The sequence below is a fragment of the Leifsonia aquatica H1aii genome (assembly GCF_000633535.1).
GTDB lineage: Bacteria > Actinomycetota > Actinomycetes > Actinomycetales > Microbacteriaceae > Leifsonia > Leifsonia aquatica_A.
This window is the reverse complement of sequence record NZ_AYMR01000009.1, coordinates 454,701-481,686: the sequence shown is the minus strand read 5'-3', so window position 1 is coordinate 481,686 and position 26,986 is coordinate 454,701. Positions and strand designations below refer to the sequence as shown.

The 26,986-nt window shown below is 71.0% G+C and carries 26 protein-coding genes and 1 tRNA gene; 8 read left to right on the top strand and 19 right to left on the bottom strand.

Annotated elements, in window-relative coordinates:
- Positions 1 to 8: 8 nt before the first annotated feature.
- The 10 genes from U870_RS0110920 to U870_RS0110875 all read right to left on the bottom strand — a co-directional run bounded on the left by U870_RS0110920 (position 9) and on the right by U870_RS0110875 (position 9,088).
- The gene (locus tag U870_RS0110920; RefSeq protein ID WP_025157426.1) at positions 9 to 1,106 is read right to left on the bottom strand and encodes a D-alanine--D-alanine ligase family protein; all 1,098 of its coding nucleotides are present in this window, start codon (positions 1,104 to 1,106) and stop codon (positions 9 to 11) included.
- Positions 1,003 to 2,151, bottom strand: a complete 1,149-nt coding sequence (locus U870_RS0110915; RefSeq protein ID WP_029947477.1) for an NAD(P)H-dependent glycerol-3-phosphate dehydrogenase — start codon at positions 2,149 to 2,151, stop codon at positions 1,003 to 1,005. The genes U870_RS0110920 and U870_RS0110915 overlap by 104 nt, the downstream gene beginning before the upstream one ends.
- On the bottom strand, positions 2,144 to 2,932 hold the full coding sequence (locus U870_RS0110910; RefSeq protein WP_025157424.1) for a lysophospholipid acyltransferase family protein: 789 nt from the start codon (positions 2,930 to 2,932) through the stop codon (positions 2,144 to 2,146). The genes U870_RS0110915 and U870_RS0110910 overlap by 8 nt, the downstream gene beginning before the upstream one ends.
- A gap of 44 nt (positions 2,933 to 2,976) precedes the next feature.
- Complete coding sequence (locus U870_RS0110905; RefSeq protein ID WP_025157423.1) at positions 2,977 to 3,381, bottom strand: type II toxin-antitoxin system VapC family toxin; 405 nt, start codon at positions 3,379 to 3,381, stop codon at positions 2,977 to 2,979.
- 1 nt (position 3,382) lies between these two features.
- Entirely contained in the window at positions 3,383 to 3,619 is a 237-nt protein-coding gene (locus tag U870_RS0110900; RefSeq protein ID WP_025157422.1) for a type II toxin-antitoxin system Phd/YefM family antitoxin, read from the bottom strand.
- A 31-nt stretch (positions 3,620 to 3,650) separates the two neighbouring features.
- Positions 3,651 to 5,021 (bottom strand): UDP-N-acetylglucosamine 1-carboxyvinyltransferase, encoded by a 1,371-nt coding sequence (murA, locus tag U870_RS0110895; protein ID WP_025157421.1) that lies wholly within the window; start codon positions 5,019 to 5,021, stop codon positions 3,651 to 3,653.
- Positions 5,018 to 5,617 (bottom strand): 3-isopropylmalate dehydratase small subunit, encoded by a 600-nt coding sequence (gene leuD / locus U870_RS0110890; RefSeq protein WP_025157420.1) that lies wholly within the window; start codon positions 5,615 to 5,617, stop codon positions 5,018 to 5,020. Before leuD ends, murA begins: the two co-directional genes overlap by 4 nt.
- The gene (gene leuC / locus U870_RS0110885; RefSeq protein ID WP_025157419.1) at positions 5,617 to 7,107 is read right to left on the bottom strand and encodes a 3-isopropylmalate dehydratase large subunit; all 1,491 of its coding nucleotides are present in this window, start codon (positions 7,105 to 7,107) and stop codon (positions 5,617 to 5,619) included. The genes leuD and leuC overlap by 1 nt, the downstream gene beginning before the upstream one ends.
- 120 nt (positions 7,108 to 7,227) lie before the next feature.
- The gene (locus tag U870_RS0110880; RefSeq protein ID WP_025157418.1) at positions 7,228 to 8,001 is read right to left on the bottom strand and encodes a PP2C family protein-serine/threonine phosphatase; all 774 of its coding nucleotides are present in this window, start codon (positions 7,999 to 8,001) and stop codon (positions 7,228 to 7,230) included.
- Positions 7,967 to 9,088, bottom strand: a complete 1,122-nt coding sequence (locus tag U870_RS0110875; RefSeq protein ID WP_025157417.1) for a TerC family protein — start codon at positions 9,086 to 9,088, stop codon at positions 7,967 to 7,969. Before U870_RS0110875 ends, U870_RS0110880 begins: the two co-directional genes overlap by 35 nt.
- 211 nt (positions 9,089 to 9,299) lie before the next feature.
- On the opposite strand from U870_RS0110875, the gene U870_RS0110870 reads away from it, so the two are divergent.
- Positions 9,300 to 9,512, top strand: coding sequence for a KTSC domain-containing protein (locus tag U870_RS0110870; protein WP_025157416.1), 213 nt, complete (start codon positions 9,300 to 9,302; stop codon positions 9,510 to 9,512).
- A gap of 91 nt (positions 9,513 to 9,603) precedes the next feature.
- Here the strand turns inward: U870_RS0110870 and U870_RS0110865 are convergent.
- The 3 genes from U870_RS0110865 to U870_RS0110855 form a co-directional block, all read right to left on the bottom strand.
- Positions 9,604 to 9,679 (bottom strand) — tRNA-Glu (locus U870_RS0110865).
- An 80-nt stretch (positions 9,680 to 9,759) separates the two neighbouring features.
- Positions 9,760 to 10,662, bottom strand: coding sequence for a diacylglycerol kinase family protein (locus U870_RS0110860; RefSeq protein WP_025157415.1), 903 nt, complete (start codon positions 10,660 to 10,662; stop codon positions 9,760 to 9,762).
- Between the two features lie 91 nt (positions 10,663 to 10,753).
- The gene (locus tag U870_RS0110855) at positions 10,754 to 12,952 is read right to left on the bottom strand and encodes a copper-translocating P-type ATPase (protein ID WP_025157414.1); all 2,199 of its coding nucleotides are present in this window, start codon (positions 12,950 to 12,952) and stop codon (positions 10,754 to 10,756) included.
- A 112-nt stretch (positions 12,953 to 13,064) separates the two neighbouring features.
- On the opposite strand from U870_RS0110855, the gene U870_RS0110850 reads away from it, so the two are divergent.
- Positions 13,065 to 13,703 carry an MBL fold metallo-hydrolase gene (locus U870_RS0110850; protein WP_025157413.1) on the top strand — a complete coding sequence of 213 codons (639 nt, stop codon included), beginning with the start codon at positions 13,065 to 13,067 and terminating at the stop codon, positions 13,701 to 13,703.
- Positions 13,700 to 15,082, top strand: coding sequence for a cryptochrome/photolyase family protein (locus U870_RS0110845; RefSeq protein WP_025157412.1), 1,383 nt, complete (start codon positions 13,700 to 13,702; stop codon positions 15,080 to 15,082). The genes U870_RS0110850 and U870_RS0110845 overlap by 4 nt, the downstream gene beginning before the upstream one ends.
- A gap of 51 nt (positions 15,083 to 15,133) precedes the next feature.
- Here U870_RS0110845 and U870_RS0110840 read toward each other — a convergent pair whose 3' ends face one another.
- Positions 15,134 to 15,397, bottom strand: a complete 264-nt coding sequence (locus U870_RS0110840) for a hypothetical protein (RefSeq protein WP_240183674.1) — start codon at positions 15,395 to 15,397, stop codon at positions 15,134 to 15,136.
- Between the two features lie 39 nt (positions 15,398 to 15,436).
- Here U870_RS0110840 and U870_RS24365 point away from each other — a divergent pair, with 39 nt between their 5' ends.
- Positions 15,437 to 15,703 carry a hypothetical protein gene (locus U870_RS24365; protein WP_025157410.1) on the top strand — a complete coding sequence of 89 codons (267 nt, stop codon included), beginning with the start codon at positions 15,437 to 15,439 and terminating at the stop codon, positions 15,701 to 15,703.
- A gap of 65 nt (positions 15,704 to 15,768) precedes the next feature.
- Complete coding sequence (locus tag U870_RS0110830; RefSeq protein WP_240183673.1) at positions 15,769 to 16,530, top strand: nuclease-related domain-containing protein; 762 nt, start codon at positions 15,769 to 15,771, stop codon at positions 16,528 to 16,530.
- 16 nt (positions 16,531 to 16,546) lie between these two features.
- Here U870_RS0110830 and U870_RS0110825 read toward each other — a convergent pair whose 3' ends face one another.
- Positions 16,547 to 17,422 (bottom strand): metal-dependent hydrolase, encoded by an 876-nt coding sequence (locus U870_RS0110825; protein ID WP_025157408.1) that lies wholly within the window; start codon positions 17,420 to 17,422, stop codon positions 16,547 to 16,549.
- Between the two features lie 47 nt (positions 17,423 to 17,469).
- Here U870_RS0110825 and U870_RS0110820 point away from each other — a divergent pair, with 47 nt between their 5' ends.
- Entirely contained in the window at positions 17,470 to 18,666 is a 1,197-nt protein-coding gene (locus U870_RS0110820; protein WP_240183672.1) for an alpha/beta fold hydrolase, read from the top strand.
- On the opposite strand, the gene U870_RS25105 is transcribed toward U870_RS0110820, so the two are convergent.
- Positions 18,656 to 20,371, bottom strand: coding sequence for a glycine betaine ABC transporter substrate-binding protein (locus U870_RS25105; RefSeq protein WP_025157406.1), 1,716 nt, complete (start codon positions 20,369 to 20,371; stop codon positions 18,656 to 18,658). The genes U870_RS0110820 and U870_RS25105 overlap by 11 nt on opposite strands.
- The gene (locus U870_RS0110810) at positions 20,368 to 21,717 is read right to left on the bottom strand and encodes a quaternary amine ABC transporter ATP-binding protein (RefSeq protein WP_043709862.1); all 1,350 of its coding nucleotides are present in this window, start codon (positions 21,715 to 21,717) and stop codon (positions 20,368 to 20,370) included. The genes U870_RS25105 and U870_RS0110810 overlap by 4 nt, the downstream gene beginning before the upstream one ends.
- 322 nt (positions 21,718 to 22,039) lie before the next feature.
- On the opposite strand from U870_RS0110810, the gene U870_RS0110805 reads away from it, so the two are divergent.
- A complete protein-coding gene (locus tag U870_RS0110805; protein ID WP_025157404.1) occupies positions 22,040 to 23,008 on the top strand; it encodes a Dyp-type peroxidase in 969 nt (322 codons plus the stop codon).
- Here the strand turns inward: U870_RS0110805 and U870_RS0110800 are convergent.
- Positions 22,918 to 23,835, bottom strand: coding sequence for a DMT family transporter (locus tag U870_RS0110800; RefSeq protein ID WP_025157403.1), 918 nt, complete (start codon positions 23,833 to 23,835; stop codon positions 22,918 to 22,920). The two genes, U870_RS0110805 and U870_RS0110800, sit on opposite strands and share 91 nt — an antisense overlap.
- A gap of 39 nt (positions 23,836 to 23,874) precedes the next feature.
- Between U870_RS0110800 and U870_RS0110795 the strand changes: the two genes are divergently transcribed.
- Complete coding sequence (locus U870_RS0110795) at positions 23,875 to 24,384, top strand: MarR family winged helix-turn-helix transcriptional regulator (RefSeq protein WP_025157402.1); 510 nt, start codon at positions 23,875 to 23,877, stop codon at positions 24,382 to 24,384.
- Positions 24,385 to 24,974: 590 nt separating this feature from the next.
- Here the strand turns inward: U870_RS0110795 and U870_RS0110790 are convergent.
- Positions 24,975 to 26,978: an FAD/NAD(P)-binding protein gene (locus tag U870_RS0110790; RefSeq protein WP_025157401.1), complete on the bottom strand. Its 2,004-nt coding sequence runs from the start codon at positions 26,976 to 26,978 to the stop codon at positions 24,975 to 24,977.
- Positions 26,979 to 26,986 lie beyond the last annotated feature (8 nt).

Here is a 26,986-nt window from a genome sequence, read left to right as displayed (position 1 = left end):
GGAGGCGGTCAGGCGGCGGCGCGGGCCAGGGCCACCTGGATCAGCTCGTCGATGAGGTCGGGGTACGAGAGCCCCGACTCCTGCCAGCAGCGCGGGAACATCGAGATCGGCGTGAAGCCGGGCATCGTGTTGATCTCGTTGACGACGAAGCCGTCCGCGGTGAGGAAGAAGTCGACGCGGGCCAGTCCCTCGCCGCCGATCGCGTCGAACGCGCGCACGGCGAGGTCCGCCATGTCGGCGAGCTCCGCCTCGCTCAGGTCCGCCGGGCAGATGAGGTCGATGCCGGGCGCGTCCAGGTACTTCGCCGCGAAGTCGTAGAAGTCGCGGCCCGAGACGACGACCTCGCCGGCGACGGAGGCGCGCGACGGCTCGCCCGGCCGTCCGCCGAGGACGGCGATCTCGACCTCGCGCCCGACCAGCGCCGACTCGATGAGGGCGCGATCGTCCTCGGCCAGGGCGATCTCGATCGCCGCGCCGAGGTCCGCCCGATCCGAGACCTTCGTCACCCCGACGCTCGAGCCGGCCCGCGCCGGCTTCACGAACGCCGGCAGTCCCAGCGCCTCCGCGGCGGCGCGCACCGCGTCCGGGGCCGTCCGCCACTGATGTGCGGTGACCGTCTGCCAGGGCGCCACGGGGATGCCCGCCTGCAGCAGGACCGACTTGGTGAAGTGCTTGTCCATCCCGAGGGCGCTGGCGAGCACACCGCTGCCGACGTAGGGCAGGCCCACGAGCTCGAGCATGCCCTGGATCGTGCCGTCCTCGCCCCACGGTCCGTGCAGGATCGGGAAGGCGATGTCGATGTCGCCCAGGGACTCGACAGAGCCGTCCGGGTGGGTGACGGTCAGCGCACGGGTGGCCACGCTCTCGGGCCAGTGGATGCGCGTGCCGTTGTCCTCGACCTGCGGCAGCGCGTCCGCGTTCAGCGCGAAACGGGCGGCGTCGTCCGGCTGGAGCGTGAACGCCCCGTCGTGGGTGATCCCGATCGGGATGACACGGTACGCATCACGGTCGATCGCTGCGAGGACCCCGGCCGCCGTTGCGCAGCTGATCGAGTGCTCGCTTGAACGCCCCCCGAAGAGAAGAGCCACCGTGGCCGTGTCCGTCATCCGTCGTCCTTTCGCCTTGCGGTTCGTCCGAGTCCGTGGTGAGGTGCGGCGCGATGTCCTTCGGATCGAGCGTGCCGGCGAGCACCTGGCTCACCTGCCGCACGATGGGCATCTCCACCCCGCGCGCCTCTGCCAGGCTCAGCACGGGGGCGACCGAGGCCAGCCCCTCCGCCGTCTGGTTCATCTGCTTCACCACGTCGGTGAAGCTGTAGCCCTGGCCGAGCAGTCGCCCGGCGGTGTTGTTGCGGCTGAGCGACGACTCGCAGGTCGCGATCAGGTCGCCGAGGCCCGCGAGCCCCGAGAGGGTCTGGGCCTCGGCGCCGTACGCCACCGCGAAGTCGGTCATCTCGACCAGACCGCGCGTGATGATCGACGCCTTGGTGTTCTCGCCGTAGCCGACGCCGTCGACGATGCCGATCGCGACGGCGATCAGGTTCTTCAGCACGCCGCCGAACTCCGTGCCGATCACATCCGTGTTGACGAAGCTGCGGAAGTAGCGGTTGGTGGCGGCCATGGCGACCAGCTGCGCGGTCTCCAGGCTCGCCGAGGAGACGACCGCCGCGGTCGGCTGCTCGCGGGCGATCTCCAGCGCCAGGTTCGGTCCGGAGGCGACGGCGATGCGCTCGGGCTCGATCGGCAGGCCCTGCGCGATCACCTCGCTCATCCGCAGGCCGGTGCCCTTCTCGACGCCCTTCATCAGGCTGACCACGATCGTGGACGGCCCGAGGTACGGCTTCATCGCCTCCAGGTTGTCCCGCAGCGTCTGGCTCGGGATGGAGACGAACACGACCTCCGCGTCGCGCATCGCCTCCCCGAGCTTCGAGGTCGCACGCAGCGTGCGCGGGAGGTTGATCCCCTCCAGGTAGTCGCTGTTGCGCTTCACCTCGTTGATCTCGCGCGCCAGCTCGGGCCGACGGGCCCAGAGCACGACGTCGGAGCCGCCGTCGGCGAGGATCTTCGCGAATGTGGTTCCCCAGCTGCCGGCGCCGAGCACCGCGATGCGGCGGGGCGGGGTGGGCGGGGCCTTACGAGCCGTCTTAGCCATCGAAGCGGCCGGTCTCCTTCTGGTTGTGCTGTGTCGGGTCCCAGCGCTCCGCGGGGGCCTGCTCGCCGCGGAGGTCTTCGAGCAGGGCGGTGATCGCCTGCATGATGACGGCGGTCGCCTCGGCCAGCGTGGCCGTGTCCAGGTTGCGGCCCTCGAACGCCGACAGGTCGACCGGGTCGCCCACCTTGACGTCGATCGTCTTGCGCGGGAAGAAGCTGATCTTCTTGGAGTACCGGGCCATGACCTGCTGGGTTCCCCAATGCGCGATCGGGATCACCGGGATGCCGTGCTCGAGGGCCATCCGGGCCGCGCCCGTCTTGCCGCGCATCGGCCACATGTCGGGATCGCGGGTCAGCGAGCCCTCCGGGTAGACGACGACGATGCGCCCCTCCTCGATGATCTTCTGGGCGGCCTCCAGCGGGGCCGACCCGCGGGCCGCTCCCCCGCGCGAGACCGGCACCTGGCCGGACTTGCGCAGGAACCAGCCCGCGACCGGGATGCGGAACAGGCTGTCCTTGGCGAGGAAGCGCGGGAGCCGACCCAGCTTCCACAGCACGATGCCGACCATGACCGGGTCGATCTCGCTGTAGTGGTTCGGGGCGACGATGTACGCGCCGTGGCGCGGCATCTTCTCGCGGTCGACGATCCGGAACCGGGCCATCAGGCTCCCGATCGGGACGATCAGACCGGCGAGGACCCAGAAGATCGACGGACGGCTCTTCTCCGAGCGCTGGCGTTTCGTCGGCGGATGCGGGACGGCGGGATCTTCGGGATGTGACACACCCCTATTATCCGTGCCGTCACCCTCCGGGGACTGCATACGTCTCACGGAGTCGCCGTCGCGGGTCGGAGATCGAGGCTCGGGATCCCGGCGAAGTCCGACGGATTGCAGGTGTGCAGCGGGAGGTCGCGTGAGATCGCGGTCGCGGCGATCAGCGCATCGAACGCCCGCGCAGACGGCTTGCGACCCGCCGCCCGGAGCGCGCTCGCCACCCGGCCGAACGCTCGCGCGGCCTGCTCGTCGAACGGTATCGGCTCGAAATCCGCCTCGGCGAGCTGGAGATGTGCGAGTCGTGCGACGCGCTCCTCCTCCGTCTTCGCCACGAGCGGTCCGACAGAGAGCTCCGCGAGTGTGATCGCGCTGATCACCGGCTCGTCCGGCAGCGACGACGGATCGTCGATGCGGGCCAACAGGATCAGGGTGGACGTATCGAGGAGCCCGACGGTCATCTCAGATGGCCTGATCGATGACGTCGTCGATGTCCGCGCGCAGGAGCTGCGGGTCGACCGCCGGGATCGCGCGGCGCCGAGCGATGAGGACCGCCAGGCTCCGTCGCGGTCGCGGCATCGGAGCGAGCTCGGCGACCTCCGCACCGTCCCGCGTCACCGTCAGGTGCTCGCCGCGAGCCACGCGATCGAGGATCTCCCCGCCGTGATTGCGCAGTTCACGAACGCTGACCGTGCTCATGAAAGGGAGTGTATCACCGGTGAGACCGGCGTCACCCTTCGAGGACGAAGTCCGCTCCGAGCTGCTCCAGCTTCGTGATGAAGTTCGCGTAGCCGCGGCTGATGATGCCGACGTTGCTGACGGTCGAGCGTCCCTCGGCGGTGAGTGCCGCGATGAGGTGGCTGAAGCCGCCGCGCAGGTCGGGGATCTCGATGTCGGCGCCCTTGAGCTCCGTCGGGCCCATGATGACCGCGGAGTGGTTGAAGTTGCGCTGACCGAAGCGGCACGCGTGTCCGCCGAGGCATTCCTTGTGCACCTGGATCTTCGCGCCCATGTCGATGAGCGCGTCGACGAAGCCGAAACGCTGCTCGTAGACGGTCTCGTGCACGATCGACACGCCTTCGGCCTTCGCCAGGGCGATCACCAGCGGCTGCTGCCAGTCGGTCATGAAGCCGGGGTGCACATCGGTCTCGATCACGACGGGCTTGAGCGGGCCTCCCGGGTGGAAGAAGCGGATGCCGTCGTCGTGGATCTCGAAGGCGCCGCCGACCTTGCGGAAGACGTTGAGGAAGGTCAGCATCTCGGGCTGGCGCGCGCCTCCCACGTAGATGTCGCCGTTCGTCGCGAGCGCCGCGGCGGCCCAGCTGGCGGCCTCGTTGCGGTCGAACAGGGCCGTGTGGCTGTAGCCGACGAGCTTCGAGACGCCCTCGATGCGGATGACACGGTCGGTGTCGACCGAGATGATCGCGCCCATCTTCTGCAGGACGTTGATCAGATCCATGATCTCGGGCTCGATCGCCGCGCCGGAGAGCTCGGTGATGCCGTCGGCGCGGACGGCCGTGAGCAGCACCTGCTCGGTCGCGCCGACGCTCGGGTAGGGAAGCGAGAGCTTCGCGCCGTGGAGGCCGTTGGGAGCGCTCAGCCGGATGCCGCTGGGGCGCTTGTCGACGACGGCGCCGAACTGGCGCAGCACGTCGAGGTGGTAGTCGATCGGACGGTCGCCGATGCGGCAGCCGCCGAGGTCGGGGATGAACGCCTCGCCGAGACGGTGCAGCAGCGGCCCGCAGAACAGGATCGGGATGCGGCTGGAGCCGGCGTGCGCGTCGATGTCGGCCATGTGGGCGGACTCGACGGCGCTCGGGTCGAGCAGCAGCTCGCCCTCCTCGGCGCCGTCGGTCACCTTGACGCCGTGCACCTCCAGCAGCCCGCGCACCACGCGGACGTCGCTGATGTCGGGGACGTTCCGCAGGACGCTCGGGCCCTCGCCCAGGATCGCGGCCACCATCGCCTTGGTGACGAAGTTCTTGGCGCCACGGACCTCGATGCGGCCCCGCAGGGGGATGCCGCCGTTGATCGTGATGCGGTCGCCCTTGAGGCCGACGCGCGCTCCTGCTGCCTGAGCGTCCTGAAGAAGTGAGTTCAAAGTTTCACCGGGAGTGTCGTGGGCCGCCAACCAGCGCGGCCGCTTTCATATTCGGAGATGCGCGCCTCGTCGCGCAGGGTGAGGGCGATGTCGTCCAGCCCTTCGAGCAAACGCCAGCGAGTGTAATCGTCGATGTCGAAAGACACCTGGACTTCACCGATCGTCGCAGTCTTGGCAACCAGATCGACCGTGGCCGCTATTCCCGGCTCGGCCTCGATGGCCGCCCAGAGGCGCTCCGCGTCCTCCTCGGAGATCTGGCCGGCGAGCAGACCCTGCTTGCCGGAGTTGCCGCGGAAGATGTCCGCGAATCGGGGGCTCAGCACCACCTGGAACCCGAAGTCGCGCAGCGCCCACACCGCGTGCTCGCGCGAGGATCCCGTGCCGAAGTCGGCACCGGCCACGAGCACGGAGGCGCCCTGGTAGGGCTCCTGGTTGAGGATGAAGTCCGGATCCTGGCGCCAGCCGTGGAAGAGGGCGTCCTCGAAACCGGTCTTGGTGACACGCTTGAGGAACACCGCAGGGATGATCTGGTCGGTGTCCACGTTGGAACGGCGCAGCGGGACGGCCACGCCGGTCACGGTCTCGAACTTCTCCATCAGGCGTTCACCTTCTCTCCCGCGCGGGTGTCCGCGTCGCCGGTCCCCGGCGTGTCGCCGCCATCGTTATCCAAGTCCCAGGGACTGGACAGGGTTCCGCGGATCGCGGTGGCCGCTGCGACGAGCGGCGAGACCAGGTGGGTGCGTCCGCCCTTGCCCTGCCTGCCCTCGAAGTTGCGGTTCGACGTGGAGGCGCACCGCTCCCCCGGAGCCAGCTGGTCCGGGTTCATGCCCAGGCACATCGAACAGCCCGCGAAGCGCCATTCGGCGCCGAACTCCTCGACGATCTTGTCGATCCCCTCGGCCTCGGCCTCGATCCGCACGCGGGCGCTGCCGGGCACGACCATGACGCGCACGTTGTCGGCCTTCGTGCGGCCCTTGATCAGGGAGGCGAAGGCGCGGAGGTCCTCGATCCGGCTGTTGGTGCAGGAGCCCATGAACACCGCGTCGACGGGGATGCTCTTCATCGGCGTCCCGGCCTCCAGATCCATGTACTCCAGCGCACGCTCGGCGGCGGCACGGGCGTTCGGGTCGGCGATCTGCGCCGGGTCCGGGACGGACTGGCTGAGCGAGACGCCCTGGCCGGGATTGGTGCCCCAGGTGACGAACGGTTCGATGTCGGCCGCGTCGAGATAGACCTCGGCGTCGAACACCGCGTCCTCGTCGCTGGCCAGGGTGTCCCAGTAGGCGACGGCCTCGTCCCAGTCGGCGCCCTCCGGAGCGTGCGGACGGCCCTTGAGGTACGCGTACGTGGTCTCGTCGGGGGCGACCATGCCGGCGCGGGCGCCCGCCTCGATCGACATGTTGCAGATCGTCATGCGGCCCTCCATCGAGAGGGCGCGGATGGCGCTGCCGCGGTACTCCAGCACGTAGCCCTGGCCTCCGCCGGTTCCGATCTTGGCGATGACGGCCAGGATGATGTCCTTCGCGGTCACGCCGGGGCGCAGGTCGCCTTCGACGGTGATCGCCATCGTCTTGAACGCCTTCAGCGGCAGCGTCTGGGTGGCCATGACGTGCTCCACCTCGCTGGTGCCGATGCCGAACGCCATCGCGCCGAACGCGCCGTGCGTGGAGGTGTGCGAGTCTCCGCAGACCACCGTGATCCCCGGCATGGTCAGACCGAGCTGGGGTCCCACCACGTGGACGATCCCCTGCTCGATGTCGCCCAGCGAGTGCAGGCGGATGCCGAACTCCTCGGCGTTGCGGCGCAGGGTCTCGATCTGCGTGCGACTGGTCAGGTCGGCGATCGGCCGGTCGATGCCGATGGTCGGCGTGTTGTGGTCCTCGGTCGCGATCGTGAGGTCGGGGCGGCGGACCGGGCGGCCCGCCATCCGCAGCCCGTCGAAGGCCTGCGGGCTGGTCACCTCGTGGACGAGGTGCAGGTCGATGTAGATCAGGTCGGGCGAGCCGTCCTCGCCCTTCACGACCAGATGGTCCCGCCAGACCTTCTCTGCGAGAGTCAGCGGAGAGCGATCGGTTTCGGTCGTCATTGTTCTCGTACTCCTTAGCTTGCGTGCGGATCAGCCGTCGACGGACTCCGCGGCGAGAGTGGCCTGAGAGCTAGGACTCGCCGCGGCGGCTAAGGAGGAGACGACCCGCGTACACGCCTGTCAGGATATCACCGACGGTCCGTCGGCCTCATCCGCGGCCGCGGTGTCGTCCGCCTCGACGACGAGCACGGTGACGTTGTCGTGGCCGCCGGCCTCGACCGCGGCGTCCACGAGGGCGCCCGCCGGGTCCTCCGGCCGCTCCGCCAGGATCGCGGCGATGCGGTCGTCGCTCAACTCGCGGGTCAGCCCGTCGGAGCAGACCAGGAACACCTGGTGCGCCGCGTCCGGCAGCACCTCCACGTCCGTGTCCACGAAGTCCTCCGCGCCCAGCGCCCGTGTGATCACGTTGCGCTCGGGATGGACGGCGGCCTGCGCCGGCGTGATCAGTCCGGCGTCGACGAGCTCCTGCACGGCGGAATGGTCGACGGTGAGCTGGGCGAGGGTGCTGCCGTCCCAGCGGTAGACGCGCGAGTCGCCGACGTTCACGACCATCCACTGCTCTGCGGCCCGCTCGGGCACGCGCACGCGCACGACGCCGGTCAGCGTGGTGCCGGCGACGGCGGCACCGGACTCGTCCGCTCCCGAGAGCGCCCGCACCGCGGCGTTCGCCTCGTCGATGGCGGCCACCACTTCGTCGGGCGTCGGCCGGGTCCCTGGCTGCAGGGTGCGGGCGAGGCTCTCCAGCGCGGTCCGGCTGGCCAGGTCGCCACGGGCGTGGCCGCCCATGCCGTCCGCGACCGCGTAGACCGGGTCCTCCGCGAGGAAGCCGTCCTCGTTCACGTGGCGCACCGCCCCGATGTCACTCCGGGCGCTCACTCCGACGTGTGAGGTCATGTGCGGGGTCCTCCTGCTGATCGCGCGGGGCCGCGACCGCACCGGTCCCGGCCGCCGGGGCCTCGGCGGCCTCGTCGTCCTCATCATCGCCGTGGATCGCCTCGGCGAGGGTGGAGCCGCTCATCCGCAGCTTCACCAGACTTGCAATGGTAGCGACAACCATCGACCCGACGATGACGGCGAGCGAGGTCCACGTGTCGATGTCCGGCGCCCACGCGATGTGCTCGCCGCCGTTGATGAACGGCAGCTCGTTCTCGTGCATCGCGTGGAACACCAGCTTCACGCCGATGAACGCGAGGATGAAGGCGATCCCGTACTTGAGGTACACCAGCTTGTCGAGCAGGTGGCCGAGCAGGAAGTAGAGCTGGCGCAGGCCCATCAGGGCGAAGACGTTCGCGGTGAACACGATGAACGGGCTCTGGGTGATGCCGAAGATCGCCGGGATCGAGTCGAGTGCGAAGAGCAGGTCCGTGGTGCCGAGGGCGACGAACACGATGATGAGCGGCGTGAACATGCGCCGGCCGTTGACCGTGGTGCGCAGCTTGTTGCCCTCGTACTGGTCGGACACCTTCAGGCGCCGGCGCGTGAAGCGGATGAACCAGCTGTCGTTCTGCCCCTCGTCGTCGTGGTTGCCGAAGGCCTGGTTGATCGCCGTCCAGAGCAGGAAGGCGCCGAAGATGTAGAAGATCCAGCTGAAGCTGGCGATGAGGCTCGCGCCGAGGACGATGAAGATCCCGCGGAAGATCAGCGCCAGGATGATGCCCACCATGAGCACCTCCTGCTGGTACTTCCTGGGGACGGCGAACCTGCTCATGATGATCACGAAGACGAACAGGTTGTCGATGCTCAGGCTGTACTCGGTCAGCCAGCCGGCCAGGAACTGTCCTGCGTGCTCCGCGTCTCCGATCAGCAGCATGAGCAGCGCGAACACCAGCGCGAGCGCCACATAGAACGACACCCAGAGCGCCGACTCCTTCGGGCTCGGGATGTGCGGCCGCTTGAACACGATGAGCAGGTCGAAGGCGAGGACGAGCAGCAGCACGACCATCGAGCCGATCTCGAACCAGAGCGGGAGGGCGAGTTCCATGAAGGACCTTTCGGAAGGGGCGTCGACAAAGAGCCGAAAGTCTCTCCCGCACCCTGACGGGTGCCGCCGTGCCCGGGTCCTGAACGGACCGTGATGACGTTCACAGCGCCGGCGGCGGTGCATGACCGCGGCCGTCCGGGATACTCCCCTTCGCGAAGACCTATTCTACCGGACTCCCCGAGCCGTCGTGCACGCGCGTACAGTTCGCCGCGTGGACTGGGTCGAGTTCGAGAGCGCGGTGGTGGCGGCGGCGGGGTTCGACAACCGCGAGCACATCCTCGAGATCGTCTTCATGTCGGGTGCGCGCTACCGGTACCGCCTCGTGTCGGACCGGGTCTGGCGGGAGTTCCGCTCCGCGCCCTCCGCCGGCCAGTACTTCAGCGAGCGCATCCGGGACCACTTCCCCACCGAGTGGCTCCCCTGAGGTCGCCCGCCCGGCAGGCGTCCGGCGGGGAGGCTGGCCCGCAGCAACGACGAAGCCCTCCCGGACATGGTCCGAGAGGGCTTCTTCTGAGTGGTGACCCCAGCGGGATTTGAACCCGCGTTACCGCCGTGAGAGGGCGACGTCCTAGGCCGCTAGACGATGGGGCCGTGTTTTACAACTCAATGATCATGCCACAGTTCTGATGCATCCTCCAAAACGAGCCCGGATTCCGGGTGTGTCGCGCCGGTCAGGCGAGCACCCGGAGGGCTCCGGGAACGACCGCGACCTCGACCGGGAGGGGGCCGATCCGCTCGCCGTCCGCGTAGGCCACGACGTCCGCCGCCTCGATCCGCACGCTGGTCAACGACCGGAACGAGACCTCCGGGAGTTCGGTGTGCTCGCCGCGGAACACTTTCGGGAACACCCGCAGGAAGCGCATCCGCGACATCCGTCCGACGACGAAGAGGTCGAGCCGGCCATCGTCGATGGACGCGTGCGGGACGATGCGCATGCCGCCGCCGAGGGAGCGGTTGTTGGCGACGGAGACCAGCATGGCGTCGACGTCGAGCGTCTCGCCGTCCGCGACGATCCGGTACGGGCGCGGCGACAGCGTCGCGAGCTCGCGGAACAGCGCGACGATGTACCGGCTGCGGCCGCGTGGTCGCGTCATCAGGTTGGCCCGCTCGTTCACGGTGGCGTCGAAGCCGGCCGAGAGCACCGAGCCGAACCAGGTGGACAGGTCGCCGTGACGCACCACGCCGGCGTCGACGGTGCGCGGTTCGCGCTCGAGTGCGGCGAGGAGGTGGGCGATCGCGGCCTCCGTGTCGCCGACCGGGATGCCGAGCCCGTCGGCGAGGTCGTTGCCGGTGCCGCTCGGGACGATGCCGAGCGGCAGAGCGGTCTGCGCGACGATGTTGATGCCCAGGTTGGCCATCCCGTCGCCGCCCACCACCACGAGAGCGTCGGCTCCCTCCGCCACGGCCCGGGAGGTCTCGCGCCGCAGGAGCTCGATGTTGGCTTCGTCGACGGCGACCACGGCGTAACCCGCTCTGCGGAGGCGCTCGACGACGAGCGGTCCCACCTCGCGCCGGTGCCCGAACGAGGCCATCGGGTTGACCGCGACCACGACGGTTCTCTGGGGTGCGGCCATAGTGCACGATGATCCCATACGCGCGCGCGTCCGCGGGGACCCCGATCGGGTGCCCCGCGGACGCGCGGACGCGCGGACGCTGCTGCCCCGCTTAGAGCCGCACGCGGCGCAGCAACTGCGCGTTCAGGGCGACAACGATGGTCGAGACCGACATGAGCACGGCGCCGAACGCCGGCGAGACGACCACGCCGATCCCCGTGGCGACACCCGCCGCGAGCGGGAGGGCGATCACGTTGTACCCCGTCGCCCACGCCAGGTTCTGGAGCATCTTGCGATAGGTCGCGCGCGACAGCTCGACCACCTTCGCCACGCCCCGCGGATCGCTGGAGGCGAGCACGATCCCGGCGGACTCGATCGCCACGTCGGTCCCGGCCCCGATCGCGATGCCGACGTCGGCCTGAGCCAGCGCGGGTGCGTCGTTCACGCCGTCTCCGACCATCGCGACGCGCGACCCGTCCTTCTGGAGCCGGGCGACCGTCCCGGACTTGTCTCCGGGCAGCACCTCGGCGTAGACCTCGTCGATGCCCAACCGGGCGGCGACGGCCTCGCCCACCGCGCGCGAGTCGCCGGTGAGCATGGCGACGCGGATCCCGCGATCACGCAGTGCCCGGACGGCCTCCGCGGACTCTGGACGCACCACATCGGCGAGGGCGATCGCCCCGGCGACCCGCTCGCCCCGGAGCACGTACACCACGGTCTGTCCGAGCCGGGCGGCCTCCTCCGCCGCGGCGGCGATGCGCCCGTCGGCCGTGAGGCCCTGCTCGACGAGGAGTCGCGGTGCGCCGACGACGATCCGTTCGCCGTCGACCGTGGCGGCCGCTCCCCGTCCGCCGAGGGCCTCGAATCCGTCCACGGGCGGGACGGCGAGTCCGCGCTCGCGGGCGGCGGCGACGATCGCCCGGCCGATCGGATGCTCCGCCGGCGCCTCGACGGCCGCGGCGAGGGTCAGGAGCGCGTCCTCCTGGTCGTCGTCCGCCGCGATGGAAGCGACGCCTTGCCGCCCTTCGGTCAGCGTGCCCGTCTTGTCGAAGAGGACGACGTCGATGCGACGGGCGTCCTCCATCGCGTGACGATCGCGGATCAGCAGGCCGTTGCGCGCGCCGATCGCGGTGGAGATCTGCGCGACGAGCGGGATCGCCAGTCCGAGCGCGTGCGGGCAGGCGATCACGAGCACGGTGACGACCCGCTCGAGGACGAAGGCGGGATCGCCCGGCCGAAGGATCACCCAGGCGACGAGGGTCATCGTCGCGACCGCGAGGGCGACGTAGAAGAGCCAGGCCGCCGCACGGTCCGCGAGCACCTGCGTCTCCGACTTGCTGGCCTGCGCGTCGGAGACCAGTCGCATGATCCCGGCGAGCGCCGTGTCACCGCCGGTGCGGCCCACGCGGACCACCAACGATCCGCTCCCCGAGATGCTGCCGGCGACGACCTGCTCGCCCGGGCCCCGGCCGACCGGCTTGGATTCTCCGGTGAGAAGCGACTCGTCGAGGTCGCTGCGGCCGTCCACGATCTCCCCGTCGACGGGGACGGCCGCGCCGGGCCGGACGCGCACCAGGTCGCCGACGCGGAGCTCGCCCACCGGGACGACGTCGGGATCCGCCTGCGGGTCGGCGACGCGCTCCGCCGTGTCGGGCAGCAGCTTGGCGAGCTGTCCGAGAGCGTCCTGCGCGCCCATCACCGCGGACATCTCGATCCAGTGCCCGAGCAGCATGATCAGGATGAGGGTGGCGAGCTCCCACCAGAAGTCCATCCCCGGCAGCCCCAGCGTCACGGCGAGGCTGTACCCGAACGCGACGACGATCGCCAGGGAGATCAGCGTCATCATGCCCGGCCTGCGCGTGCGCAGTTCGTCGACCGCGCCGCGGAGGAACACGAGTCCGCCGTAGAAGAAGATCACGATGCCGAAGACGGCCGGGATGTACTGGCTTCCGGGGAAGCGCGGGCCCGAGAGCCCCAGGATCTCCTGCAGCCCGTGCGAGAACACGAGCGTCGGGATGGTCAGGACGAGAGTGAGCCAGAACTTGCGCCGGAAGATCGCCGGGTCGTGTCCCGCGTGCGCGCCGTGATCGTGGGCGCCGTGATCATGTGATCCGTGCTCAGGAGCGCCGTGATCGCGGACGCTGTGATCGTGGTCACCGTGATCGTGCGATCCGTGCTCAGGGGCGCCGTGATCATTGCCGCCCGCCCCATGCGGGTCGCCCCCAGGCCCCCCGTGGTCGTGCGCGTGCTGCTCGCCGGACGCGTGCTCGTGCGCCGTGCGCTGGTCCTCGTGTGCGTTCGTGCTGTCCATGACACCTCGAACGATACCCCCACCGGGTATATTCCGCCACCCTCGGATCGATCCGGCGCTGCTCATCCGCCCCCGGCTTGCACGGTCCGCGGGATCGGTATTTCCTTGTGACATGAGACTCACCAAGTTCGAACACGCCGCCCTGCTCCTCGAGGACTCCGGGAAGAAGCTGTTCGTGGACCCGGGCAGCTTCACCACGCCCCTGACGGACACGGCGAACACCGTCGCCGTCGTCATCACGCACGAGCACGCCGACCACTGGACCCCCGAGCAGTTGAACCGGGTGCTCGAGCTGAACCCGGATGCGCAGATCTTCGCCCCCGAGGGCGTCGCCCGGGCGGCGGCGGACTTCGACGTCACGGTCGTGCATGCCGGCGACACCGTCGAGGCCGGCCCGTTCACCCTGCGCTTCTTCGGCGGGGTGCACGCGGTGATCCACTCGAGCATCCCGACCGTCGACAACCTCGGCGTGCTCATCAACGACGAGCTGTACTACGCGGGTGACTCGTTCACCATCCCGGAGGGCGTGGAGGTCGACGTGCTCGCCGCCCCGTCGGGGGCGCCGTGGATGAAGGTGGCCGACGTGATGGACTATGTGCTGGCGGTCAAGCCGAAGCGCAGCTTCCCGACTCACGAGATGGTCCTCTCGCGGGCGGGCAAGGACATGTCGAATGCCCGGATCGCGTGGGCGACCGAGCAGAACGGCGGCGAGCACTTCGCCCTGGAGCCCGGCGACACCCTCGATCTGTGAGCGCGACGGATCGCACCGACGGCCCGGTCGTCGTCTGGTTCCGCGACGACCTGCGGGTGGCGGACAATCCCGCGCTGCGGGCGGCGGCCGATTCCGGTCGCCCCGTGCTCTGCCTCTACGTCTGGGACGAGGAGTCGGAGGGACTGCGGGCTCCCGGCGGTGCGGCCCGGTGGTGGCTGCACCACTCGCTCGGCGCGCTCGGCGAGGAGCTCGACCGTCTCGGCGCCACGCTGACGCTGCGGCGCGGCCCCGCCGAGCGGGAGATCGCCGCCGTGCTGCGTGAGACGGGGGCCTCGGCGATCTTCTGGAACCGGCGGTACGGCGCCGCGGAACGGCGGATCGACGAGGCGGTCAAGACCGCCGCGCGCGCGGACGGCCGCGAGGCGACGAGCTTCGCCGGCTCCCTGCTCTTCGAGCCGTGGACGATCCGGACCGGCGCCGGCACACCGTTCTCCGTCTACACGCCGTTCTGGCGCGCCTGCCTCGCCGCTCCCCCGCCACGCCGGCCGCTCGCCACTCCGACGGGAGTGACGCCCGCCGATCCGATCGACGGCGAGAGCCTCGACGGCCTGGGACTGCTGCCGACCCGACCCGATTGGGCGGCGGGCCTGCGCGAGACGTGGGAGCCGGGCGAGCGGTCCGCCCGGCGACGCCTCGCGGCGTTCCTCGCGGACGACGTCGGTCGCTACCGGGAGGACCGCGACACCCCGGGCATCGACGCGACCTCTCGGCTCTCCCCGCATCTGCGTTGGGGCGAACTCAGCCCGCACCAGGTCTGGCACACGACCGCCGCCGCCCGCGACCGCGCCAACGCCGACGGCGCGAGCACCTTCCTCAGCGAGCTGGGATGGCGTGAGTTCGCCTATCACACGCTCTTCGAACAACCCGAGCTGTCCACCGTCAACATCCATCGCGAGTACGACTCCTTCCCCTGGCCTCGCCTGCACCCCACGGCGTTGCGGGCCTGGCAACAGGGTCGCACCGGCATCCCCCTCGTGGACGCGGGGATGCGGGAACTGTGGAGAACCGGCACCATGCACAATCGCGTGCGCATGGTGGTCGCGTCGTTCCTGATCAAGAACCTGCTGATCGACTGGCGACGCGGCGAGCAGTGGTTCTGGGACACGCTGGTCGACGCCGATCCCGCAAGCAACCCGTTCAACTGGCAGTGGGTCGCGGGCAGCGGCGCCGATGCGGCGCCGTACTTCCGCGTCTTCAACCCCGAGTTGCAGCGCACGAAGTTCGACCCGCACGGCGACTACGTCCGCCGCTGGGTGCCCGAGTGGGACACCTCCGACTACCCCGAGCCGATCGTCGACCTGGCCGAGACCCGACGGGCCGCGCTGGCGGCCTACGAGCAGGTGAAGAAGGCGCGCTGAGGAGTCATGCCGCGGTGTGCGCGGCGAAGCGCCGAGCGCTCGGCCTCGGACTCAGCGCCCGTGGTCGGCCAGGATCTGGTCCACGTCGATTCCGGCCAGCAGCGCGGTCCAGTCGAGCGCACGCGCCTCGTCGGCGCGCGACTCGTCGGCCAGCACCCGGCCGCTGCGCTCGACGACGACCCCGTCCGGGAGGCGGCGGTTGAGCTCGGCGAGGATGGCGTCGTCGACCGCCTGCACGTCGAAGTCGGCGCCGACGCGGGCGAGGTAGTCACCCGAGAGGGTGTAGGAGACGATCCCGGTTTCGATGCGGCTCATGCCGCGCATGCTACTCCGCGGGCGCGTACTGTGCGCCGCATGACCGATTCGCACGCCTCCGCCGCCGACGACGACCCGACCGGCACCACCCCGCCCACCGACGCCGACACCGACGCCGAGACCGACACCGACGCCCTCCCCCACGGCGCCACCCCGGCCGACACCCTGGCCGACGCGGTCGCCGGTCTGGGCGAGACCGCCGAGGATCAGCTGGAGACCGTGGCCGAGCGCAACGCGTCGCTCGCCGACCGGCTCCCGGACGACGATCTCAACGCCGCGCGGGACGGCTCCCCCGACCAGGGGTAGGCCGCCCCGGAGCGGCCCGGAGTGGGGACTGCCGGTGCCGCACAGGCGCTCGATACCGTGGCGCGATGGACAGCGGACGGATGAGCGAGCGGGCGCCTGGTGCGGCGGTCATGGCGCAGGTGGTGCGCCTGCACGACTCCGCCCCGCCCCGCTCTCCGCTCGCGCGCGCCCTCGGCGTGACGCCCCTGGCGGACGAGACGGTCCCGTGGTTCGTCGGCGCCCTCGGCGAACGCGAGATCGGCGCCCGCCTCACCCACCTGCCTCGCGGGTGGCGTGTCTTCCACGCGCTGCCCGTCGGGAACGGGGATGCGGACCTGGACCATCTGGTCGTGGGTCCGGGCGGCGTCTTCGTCATCAACACCAAGCACCACCGTGGCGCGCGCGTCTGGGTCGCCGACCGCGCGCTGCTCGTCAACGGCACGAAGACCGCCGCCCTGCGCAACGCCGACCTGGAGACCTCACGGGTGCGTGGGCTGCTGACGGCGGCGGGCATCGAAGCGCCCGTGCGTGCGATCGTCGCGGTCCTCGGTGCGAAGGAGCTCCGGGTGCGCGCCCGACCGCGCGCCGTGGACGTGGTCCGCGGGGAGGCGCTCGTGCGCTGGCTGGTGCGACGCCCCGCGGTGCTCGATGCCGCGACGGTCGAGGCCGTCGCGCGGCTGGCCGACGCTCCGGGCACGTGGCGCGCGGCCGAGCCCCGCGCCGACGTCGCCGACCGGTTCGCGGCGATCGAGCGCGAGGTCCGCTGCGCACGGCTGGTGCGGATCGGCTGGGCGATCGCCGCCGGGCTGGGTCTGCTCGCCGTGGTGATGCCGCTCCTGCCGCGCTGAGACGACGAGCGGGCCCCTAGAAGGCCGGGCGTGCGGTCGTGGTCATCACCACGGTCAGCGCCCCGTCGGCCTCCACGGCCTCCAGCGCGATCTCCACCGCCTCCAGTTCGGCCAGCGACCGCAGATGCGTCCCGCCGCACGGGATGGACGCGGTGCCCTCGGGCAGCGCGCACGTCCAGAAGCGGCGGTCGCCCAAGCCGTCCGCCTCCCGCCGCAGCGCGACCGCCGCGCCGGAGGCGACCCAACCCGCCAGCGACGCGTTCGCGGCCTGGACGACATCGTCGAGCCGGGCCGGGAGGTCGGCGGCCGGGAAGCCCTTCTTCCGCAGGCTCTTGCCGATGCGGTACTCGTCGCGCGAGCCGTCGGGGAGGATGCGCGACGACACGATCGCCAGCCGGTCGAAGTCGGGACGCCCACGGCCGTCGACCGGCACCTCCTTCGTCCAGAGCGGTGCGAGCGCCTCGTTCAGCGCGAGGGAGGCGAGGTGGCACGCCGTGTGGCCGGCCGAGAGCGCGCGACGGGTCGCCGCGTCCACCTCCACCGTCACGGGGGCGCCGGGCTCGAGCCCGGCGGCGTCGTCGACCAGGTGGCACACCACGAACGACCAGCCCTCGGTGCCGGTGCGCACCGGGGCGTCGCCGACATGGAGGGAGGTGCCGTCCGTCGCACCGACCACCGCGTCGACGATCGGGCGCGCGCGACCGTCCACCGCGATCGTGCCGACATCGGCGGGCTGGTCCGGCCAGACCGGGTCGACGGCATGGAACGCCGTGCGGTCGAGGACGACGGCGGTGCGCCCGTCGGGCAGCGGAGCCGTATGCACGACGATGCCGGTGGAGGTGAGGTCGCCGTCGGGATAGGTGACGACGGTGTCGGTCCGCGGGAGGGTCATCCCTCCAGCGTACGGGGCTGCCGTGGAGCTGCCACTAGGCTGACGCCGTGATCAGACGAGCGGCAGGTGCGGTGGCGGCGCTCGTCGTCGTCGGCCTCCTCTCCGCGTGCACGCCGTTCCAGGCCGCCCGGCTGGAGGAGGACGCCGCTTCCTCGCCGTCCATCGCGCGATTCTACGAGCAGCCCACCCCGCTGCCCTCCGGGGCGCCCGGCGCCATCATCCGGGTCGCTCCGACGCTCGGGGCTCCCGCCGGCGCCGTCGCCACGCGCATCCTCTTCCGCTCGACCGATCTGCACGGTCGGCCGGTCGTGAACTCGGGGCTCCTGGTCGAGCCCGACTCCCCCGCCCCCGCGGGAGGCCGCACCATCGTCTCCTGGGGACATCCGACGACCGGCGCGGCGGAGAAGTGCGCGCCGTCGCGTTCGCTCGACCCGTATGACACCGTCGAGGGGCTCACCGACTTCCTGAACCGCGGCTACGCCGTCGTCTACACGGACTACACCGGGATGGGGACGGCCGGCCCCGACTCGTACCTGGTCGGCTCCACCGAGGGCCGCAATGTGCTCGACGCCGCACGGGCGGCCCGCACCGTGCTCGGCCGGAACGGGAGCGACCGCGTCGTGCTCTGGGGCCACTCGCAGGGCGGCCAGGCCGTGCTCTTCGCGGCGCAGCTCGCCCGCAGCTACGCCCCCGAGCTCGACGTGCGGGCCGCGGCCGTCGCCGCGCCGGCCACCGACCTGGCGTCCCTGCTGCGCGACGACATCGGCGACGTCTCGGGCGTGACGATCGGCTCCTACGCGTTCCAGGCGTACGCGACGGTGTACGACGAACCGCTCGACAGCATCCTGACCCCGCACGCCATCACCGCCCTGCCGGCGATGAACGATCTCTGCCTGCTCTCGCAGAACAAGGAGCTGCACACGATCGCGCAGCCGCTCGTGGGGCGCTTCCTCACGTCCGATCCCGAGACGGCGGAGCCGTGGTCGGGTCTGCTCGCGCAGAACACGCCGGGCGGCTCGGCGCTCACGATGCCGTTGTTCGTCGCCCAGGGCGAGAGCGACAAGCTCGTGCGGCCGTCCGCGACCGACGCGTTCGTGGCGTCCGCGCGCGCGGACGGCACGACGGTGACGTATGACCGGATCCCCGGTGCCACGCACGCCACCGTCGCGCTGCGCTCGCTCCGCTCGCTCTTCGACTGGCTGCACGCCGTCGGAGTGAGCGGGACGCTCGACGCTACGAGGTGATGGACTCCACGTATTCGGCGTGGTCGTCCATCCACTTCGTGACGATCGCGTCGTACTCGGACGACTGCGCCCCGCTGTTGAACATCACGTTCTCCAGCGAGTAGAGCAGGTCGGAGTCCAGCCGGAAGCCCTTCACCCACCCGGCGACCTCCGGGAACTTCTTCGTGAAGTCCGCGCTGCCGATCGAGTGGATGGACTCGGCGTCGCCGAGGGCGCCCTTCGGGTCCTTCAGATCCTTCAGGTCGAACTCGTCGTACGCCCAGTGCGGCCGCCACAGCGTCACCGCGACGTCGTCGCCCTTCTTCATCGCCGCGGTCAGCTCGGCGAGCATGGCCGGGGTGGACGAGGTGACGAAGTCCATCGAGCCGAGGCCATAGCCGGGGATCACCTTGTCCTGCGTCGCCTGCGTCAAGCCGGCGCCGGGTTCGATGCCGACCAGGCGGTTGCCGAAGTCGGCGGAGTGCGCGGCCAGCTCGTCCAGCGAATCGATCGGCGCATCCTTGTTCACGGCGATCGTGAGCTTGGCCTCGTCGTTCCAGGCACCGAGGTCGGTGACCTTCGAGCCGTACTTCTTCATGTAGGCCTCGTGGGTGGTCGGCAGCCAGCCGTCGAACGCGATGTCGTAGTCTCCGGTGGAGAGGCCGGCGAAAGCGGGCCCGGCGTCGGCGTACTCGAAGTCGACGGAGTAGCCCTCCTTCTCGAGCACGTGCTTCCACAGGTACGACACGGCCTCGCCCTCGGGCCAGCCGTTGAACACCGCGACCTTCACAGTGCCCTTCTCGCCTCCGGACGCGGTGGAGGCGGCGGTCACGGCCGTCCCGCCGACCGCGACGAGCACGGCGGCGCCGAGCACCGCGAGCGCACGCTTGGGCATGCGCAGGCGGGCGCGGCCGACCGACGCGGTGAGGCGGTCGAGGATGATCGCGAGGATCACGACGGAGACACCGGCCTCGAAGCCGAGCCCGACATCCACCCGGCTGAGCGCCTGGACGATGTCGCGCCCGAGTCCGCCCGCGCCGACCATGCCTGCGATGACGACCATCGAGAGGGAGAGCATGATCACCTGGTTGACGCCGGCCAGGATCGACGGCATCGCGAGCGGCAGCTGGATCTGGCGCAGGATGCGACGCGGCGGCGAACCGAACGCTCGTCCGGCCTCCACCAGCTCGTTGTCGACGCCGCGGATGCCGAGCTCGGTGAGCCGCACGCCCGGGGCCATCGCGAAGACGATCGTCGCGACCATGCCGGGCACGACGCCGACGCGGAACAGGATGAGCGCCGGGATCAGGTACACGAAGGCGGGCATCGTCTGCATGAAGTCCAGCACCGGCCGGATGATCGCGGACGCCGTCTTGGACCGCGCGGCCAGGATGCCCAGCGGCACACTGATCGCGATGGCGATGGCCGCGGAGACGAGCACCAGCGCGAGCGTGTCCATGGCGTTCGACCACTGGTCGACACTCACGATCACGAGCAGCCCGACGACGGTGCCGACGCCGAAGATCCAGCCGCGCAACCAGACGGCGAGCACGGCGAGGATGAGGATGATGCCCCAGAACGGCGGCGTCTGCAGCAGCCAGTCCATCCCGTCGAACAGGCCGGTGAAGATCATCCGGATGATGTCGAAGAAGCCGCCGAGGGTCGTGGTCACGAAGTCGACGACGTGGTCGGCCCACTCGCCGAGCGGGAGCCGGAAGCCGTTCACGCGGGCACCTCCTCACCGCGGGCGGACGGTTCGTCGCGACCGGACGGTTCGTCGCCCGCGGTCTCGCTGAGCGCGAGGGTCATCGCGTCCACCGACACGGTCGCCGGCGGCTCCACGATGACGGGGATCTCCATCGTGTCGCTCGAGACGTTGCCGAGCGCGGCGAGCAGGGTGACGCGCGGGATGACCCCGAGCAGCCTCTGCTTGTCGTCGATGACGGCCAGCGGCAGGTCGCTGCCCACCGACGGTTCGACGAGCTCGCTCAGCACCTCGTCGCGGTCGACGGAGGCGATGTCCTCCCGGATGACCTCGCGCAAGTCGCTGCGCCCCTCGCGCACCTGACGCATCACGTCTCGGTCGCGCACGGCGCCGAGCAGGGTGCGCCCCTGGCCGACGACGAACGCGGCGGAGGTCTGGAGGTCGCGCATCGTGCGCATGGCGGCCCGCGGGCCTCCGGCGACGGTGACGAGGGCGCGGGCCGGCTCCATCACGCTCGCGGCGGTCAGCACGCGGGCCCGGTCGACGTCCTGCACGAAGCTGGCGACGTAATCGTTGGCGGGGTCGGTGAGGATCTCCTCCGGTGTCCCCGTCTGCACGATCCGGCCGTCGCGCATCACGGCGATCCGGTCGCCGAGGAACATCGCCTCGTTGAGATCGTGGGTGATGAAGACGATCGTCTTGCCGAGGGTGCCCTGCAGCTCGAGCAGCTGCTCCTGCATCTCGCGGCGGATCAACGGGTCGAGGGCCGAGAACGCCTCGTCCATCAGCAGCACATCGGTGTCGGCGGCCAGCGCGCGACCGAGACCGACCCGCTGCTGCATCCCGCCGGAGAGCTCGCTGGGGAGCTTGTCGCCCCAGCCGCCCAGGCCGACGAGCTCCAGCACCTCTTCGGCGCGGGCGCGGCGCTCGGCGCTCGGCGTGCCGCGCACCTCCAGCCCGTAGGCGATGTTGTCGAGCACCGTGCGGTGCGGCAGCAGGGCGAAGTGCTGGAACACCATCGAGATGTGGCGCTGGCGCACCTCCCGCAGCCGCTTGCCGGTCAGGCCGGTGATGGTCGTCCCCATCACCTCGACCTCGCCCGCGGTCGGCTCCAGGAGCCCGTTCAGGAGGCGGATCAGGGTCGACTTGCCGGAGCCGGACAGTCCCATGACGACGAAGATCTCGCCGCGGTTGACCGTCAGGCTCGCGTCGATCACGGCCGCGGTCCCCTGCCCGGAGACCTCCTTCCGGGTGGCGCCGTCCCGGAGGCGGCGGACCGCCTCCTGGGGCTTGCGCCCGAATACCTTGTAGATGTTCCTCGCCTCGACGGCGACAGACTCGCTCACTTGCTCTCCGCAGGCACGCATCGCACAGGCGCGATGTCGGCCGGTGGTTGCGCCCGGGTGGTGGGCGTGCTGCGGTAACCGGGCGACTCGAGCGCGGACCTTCCACGCGAATCACCACCGCCGGCGCGACCATCGGGGTGCACCCACGCCCAGCCGACCGTACGTCCTGGGCGGGCCGCTGGTGACGGCCGCGCGCCCGGGTCGCGGGCTGGGTTCACGGCCCCGTTCCGTGCTGTCGGAGCACACCGGGGCGCCTTCGACGGTATCAGCGGTCGCGGGTCGGATGCCAAATCGCTTCTTCGGCCGATGCGTGATACGGCCGCGATACGGCAGAGTGGATGCCATGCCCGACACCTCCGGAGAGCACAGCTGGCAGCGCGTCCCGATCGACCCGCAGAGCGTGGACGCCCCGCTCTCGCGGGCGGCGGTCTTCCTCGTCGTGACGGTCGGCGACACGCCGGACGCCGTCGCAACCGTCACGGACGTGCTCGGCGACCTCGCCGGACTGGTGAAGACCGTCGGGTTCCGCGATCTGAACGCGCACCTGTCCTGCACCGTCGCCATCGGCGCCGACGTCTGGCCCCGGCTCACCGCGGTGGCGCCACCGCGCGAGCTGCACCCGTTCCGCGAGATCCGCGGAAGCGCGCACACCGCGATCTCGACCCCCGGAGACCTGCTCTTCCACATCCGGGCCGAGCGCGGCGACTTCACGTTCGAGTTCGAGCGGCTGCTGCTGGCCTCCCTCGGCGACGCGGTGACGGTCGTGGACGAGGTCACGGGCTTCCGGTACTTCGACTCCCGCGACCTGCTCGGGTTCGTCGACGGCACCGCCAACCCGACGGGGTCCGACCTGCCCGGCGCCGCCATCGTCGGCGACGAGGATCCCGAGCACGCCGGAGGGAGCTACGTCGTCGTGCAGAAGTACCTGCACGACCTCGGCGCCTGGAACGCCCTGCCCGTGCCCGACCAGGAGGCCGTGATCGGCCGGACCAAGGTCGAGAACATCGAGCTCGACGATGTGACGGAGGGCCGCAAGGCGCACAAGACGCTCGCGACGATCACCGGGGAGGACGGCGTCGAGCACGACATCCTGCGCGACAACATGCCCTTCGGCCGTCCGGGTCAGGCCGAGTTCGGCACCTACTTCATCGGCTACTCCCGCGCCCTGTGGGTGATCGAGCGGATGCTGGAACGGATGTTCATCGGCGACCCGGCGGGCTCCTACGACCGCATCCTGGACTTCTCCACCGCCGCCACGGGCACGACGTTCTTCGCTCCGACCCGCGGTTTTCTCGACGCCTTGGCCGACTGACCGACCGCGATCCCGGCGAGCACGATCCCGAGACCGAGCAGCTGCCGACCGGTCAGGGTCTCCCCCGCGACGAGGGCGCCGAGCAGCACGCCCGTGACCGGGTTCAGCAGGCCGATGAGCCCGACGGTCGCCGGTCCGAGATGGCGCAGTCCGGAGAACCACGCGAGGAAGGCGACCGCGGTCGCGATCACCGTCACGTAGGCGAAGCCCGCGATCGCCGGCCCGTCGAGCGCGGGAGGCGCCCCCTCGAACACGAGCGCGAGCGGAAGCATCAGGAGGCCGCCCGCGATCAGCTGCCAGGAGGTCGCCGAGAACACGTCCACCTCCCCCTCCCACCGCGTCACGAGCACATAGCCGACGGACGACAGCAGCATCGCCGCCACGGCCGCGACGACACCGAGCGGATCGACGCCCGTCGCCGCACCGAGGAGCATCACCGCCACCCCGATCGCGCCGGCGACGCCGCCCGCCAACGCGAGCAAGCGAGGCCGCTGGCCCAGCACGATCCAGGCGAGCGCCATCATCGCGAGCGGCGAAGCGGCCATCACCGTGGACGCGACGCCGGACGGCAGGAGCCGGGCCACGGCGTAGACGAGCGCGAAGAACCCGCCCGAGGTGAGCACCCCGAGCACCGCCGACCGCCACCACCACGCGCCGCGCGGCATCCGCCGTTTGACCAACAGGAGGAGCAGCCCGGCGGGCAGCGCACGCAGCACGGATCCCCAGAGCGGCTCGCCGGGGAGGACGGCGCGGGTGACGACGTAGGTGGAGCCCCAGGCGATCGGGGCGACGGCGGTGAGGGCGATCCAGCCCCATTTAGCTTCCATGGAAGATAGTTTAGCTTCTCGGGAAGGTAATGTGGTGGGATGCAGCAGGACATCCCGGAGCATCCCGATCACGTCGCGCGGATCCAGCAGGAGTGGCGGCGCGAGCGCCCGGATCTCGACGTCGCGCCGCAGGGGGTCATCGGCCGCCTCCACCGCGTCGCCGCCCGGCTGACCGACGAGCTCACGGCCGTCTACGCCGAGCACGGCCTCGGCGAAGGCGACTTCGACGTGCTCGCCGCGCTGCGCCGCTCGGGAGCCCCCTACGAGCGCACGCCCGGCGACCTGGCCGAACACACGATGATCACGACCGGCGGGATGACCAAGCGCCTGGACCGGCTCGAGCATGCCGGACTCGTGACGCGCCGCGCCGCCGACGGCGACGGCCGCGGACGGGTGGTCGCGCTGACCCCCCTCGGACGCTCGACGATCGACGCCGCCTTCACCGCGCACATGGCGAACGAGCAGCGGCTCCTCGCCGACCTCTCCCCGACCGACGCGCAGGCGCTCGAGCGCATCCTCACCCGCTGGCTCGGCACCCTGGAGCCCTGACCCGCTTGCGTCGCGCTCGCCCCGGCGTCGGGTGCGGTGCCGCCCGCGAAGGGTGAGTTGTTGCGGGTAAACGCGCGACATACCCGCAACAACTCACACCTCGCCTGAGTCGGGCGCTGTGCGCGCCCACGAAAGGTGAGTAGTTGCGGGTAAACGCGCGGAATACCCGCAACGACTCTCACCTCGCCGCAGCGGGGTGCGGTGCGCCCGCGAAGGGTGAGTAGTTGCGGGTAAACGGGCGAAACACCCGCAACAACCCTCACCTCGCCGCAGCGGGGGGTGCGGTGCCGCCCGCGAAGGGTGAGTTGTTGCGGGTAAACGCGCGACATACCCGCAACAACTCACACCTCGCGGGAGCGGGGTACGGTGCGCCCACGAAGGGTGAGTAATTGCGGGTAAACGCGCGGAATACCCGCAACAACCCTCACCTCGCGGGGGCGGGGGGGGCGGTGCCGACCACGAAGGGTGAGTCGTTGCGGGTAAACGCGCGGAATACCCGCAACAACCCTCACCTCGCGGAGCGGGGGTGCGGTGCCGCCGGCGAAGGGTGAGTTCTTGCGGGTAAACGGGCGGAATACCCGCAACGACTCTCACCTCGCGGGAGCGGGAGCGGGAGCGGGGGCGGGAGCGGGGGTCGCGAGCGGCGAGCGCGAGCGCGCGGTGAGCACGTCGAGCACGGCCTGGGCGACCCGGTCGTTCTCGCGGAAGGCGAGGGCGTCGGTGCCCGGACGGGAGAAGGCGCCGGCGAAGGGTGCCGTCGTGAAGGGGCCGATCGCCCAGCGCGCGGGATGCGGGGAGCCGTCCGGGCGCAGCACCCGGGCATCGGTCGCCGAGACGCGCACCTGGCCGTGGCGCACCGATCCGGCGCCGGACGCGACCAGGTCGCGCAGGGCGGGCTCGTCGCTCGTCTCGGCCGTCGCGGCCGGCAGCCAGGCGTCGATCAAGGCGGTGACCTCGGTCTCGCCGGCGACGCTCGCACTGCCGACCCGGAACCGGCCGGCGGCCTCGTCCGCGGTGACGCCGATCCCGGCGCCGGCGAAGCGGACGATCCCGGCCTCCGAGAGGGCGATCAGCTCCTCCAGCCGATGCGGGGGCGGTCCGGAGGCGACGTAGCTGAAGTAGCCGGGCCACCATCCCACGACGTCGCGCCGGCGGGACTCCTCGGTCCAGAGGTCCCCCGCGAGGTGCGGGGCGATCGCGAAGAGGGCGTGGAGCAGCGCCGTGAACAGGCCGAGGGTCGCGCTGCCGTCCGGATCGGTGCGCTGACGCAGATCGGCGCGGAGGTGGGCGCGGACCCCCTCCTGCACCGCGTCGGCGTCGGCGAACCGTGCCCCGTCGAGCGGCCGGTCGAACGCGTCCAGGTGCAGGGCGTCATCGGGATGCCGGAGGGCGCGCGCGACGAGAGCGCGGTAGCCGTCGCCCTCCTGCCCGACCCGGTCGAGTTCGGCGACGAACTCCGGCCAGGCGATGCGGACCCGTTCGGGATGGCCGGTGAACAGCTCCCGGTAGTAGCCGTTCACGAGCTCGCGGGCGATCAGAGGCCACACGGCCTCGCGGAAGTCCAGCTTCTCCGTGGAGGCGGCCAGCGCGGCCACGACCTCCGGGGTCAGGTGGCGGAGCGCGGGAGGATCGCCGACGAGCCGCGAGGAGATCTTCGACCGGTAGGGGACGCCGCGGCGCGAACCGATCAGCAGGCGCGGCTCCCGCCCGCTCGGCAGGTAGCGCACACCGTCGCCGCCCCGGTCCGGCACGAAGCGGCCGCCCCGCCCCTCCGTCAGCAGCACGATCAGGTCGACCGCGGCAAGACCGAAGCCGCGCACGGCGACCGTGCGACCCGCTCCGAACGCGTCCAGATCGGCGTCGGCCGTGAAGGCGGGAGCGAGGTAGTCGAGGCCATGCCGGGCGGCGAACCCCGCGAACCGGGCCGACTCCCCCGCAGGGTCGCTTCCCGCGTGGCCCAGCGCATAGACGACAGCGTCGACCACGAGGCTGCCGCCGCCGGCGATGGACACGGTCTGCGGACCGTGCGTGCCCGCGACCGCCTGCACGCGGTCGCGGTGGACGACGACGGTCACGCCGTCGTCGAGGGCGGAGATCGCCAGGCGCAGGAACCAGTCCAGGTAGTGGCTCTGCAGCCGTCGGGTCGGGAAGTCGCCCCGCCGCAGACGGCCGACCTCGGCCCACACGAGCGGATCGACGATGCGGGCGTCGTCGAGGGACCCGGAGCGCACGGCCTCCATCCACTCGAGCAGCGAGGGACCGGGACGCACCGGGCCCTCGAGCGTGCACGAGTCGTCGGTGAACATCGTGACGTCCTCGACCATCGAGTTCAGCTTGAGCAGCGGCGACTGCTCGCGCCGCCAGATACGGCCGGCACCCGGCGGGAACGGGTCGATCAGGTGCACCGTCACGGGAGGCGGCGCGGCGCGCATCGAGCGCGCGGCACCGAACCGCTCCAGCCACCCGGCCGCACGCGGACCGGCCCCGACGAGAGCGACAGAGGCGGCGACGAGAGCGACAGAGGCGGCGACCGCGGTGGTCCGGACGACGGAGGCGGCGACCGGGGAGGCGGCGAGGTCGGCGGTGGGCGGCATCCGAGCAG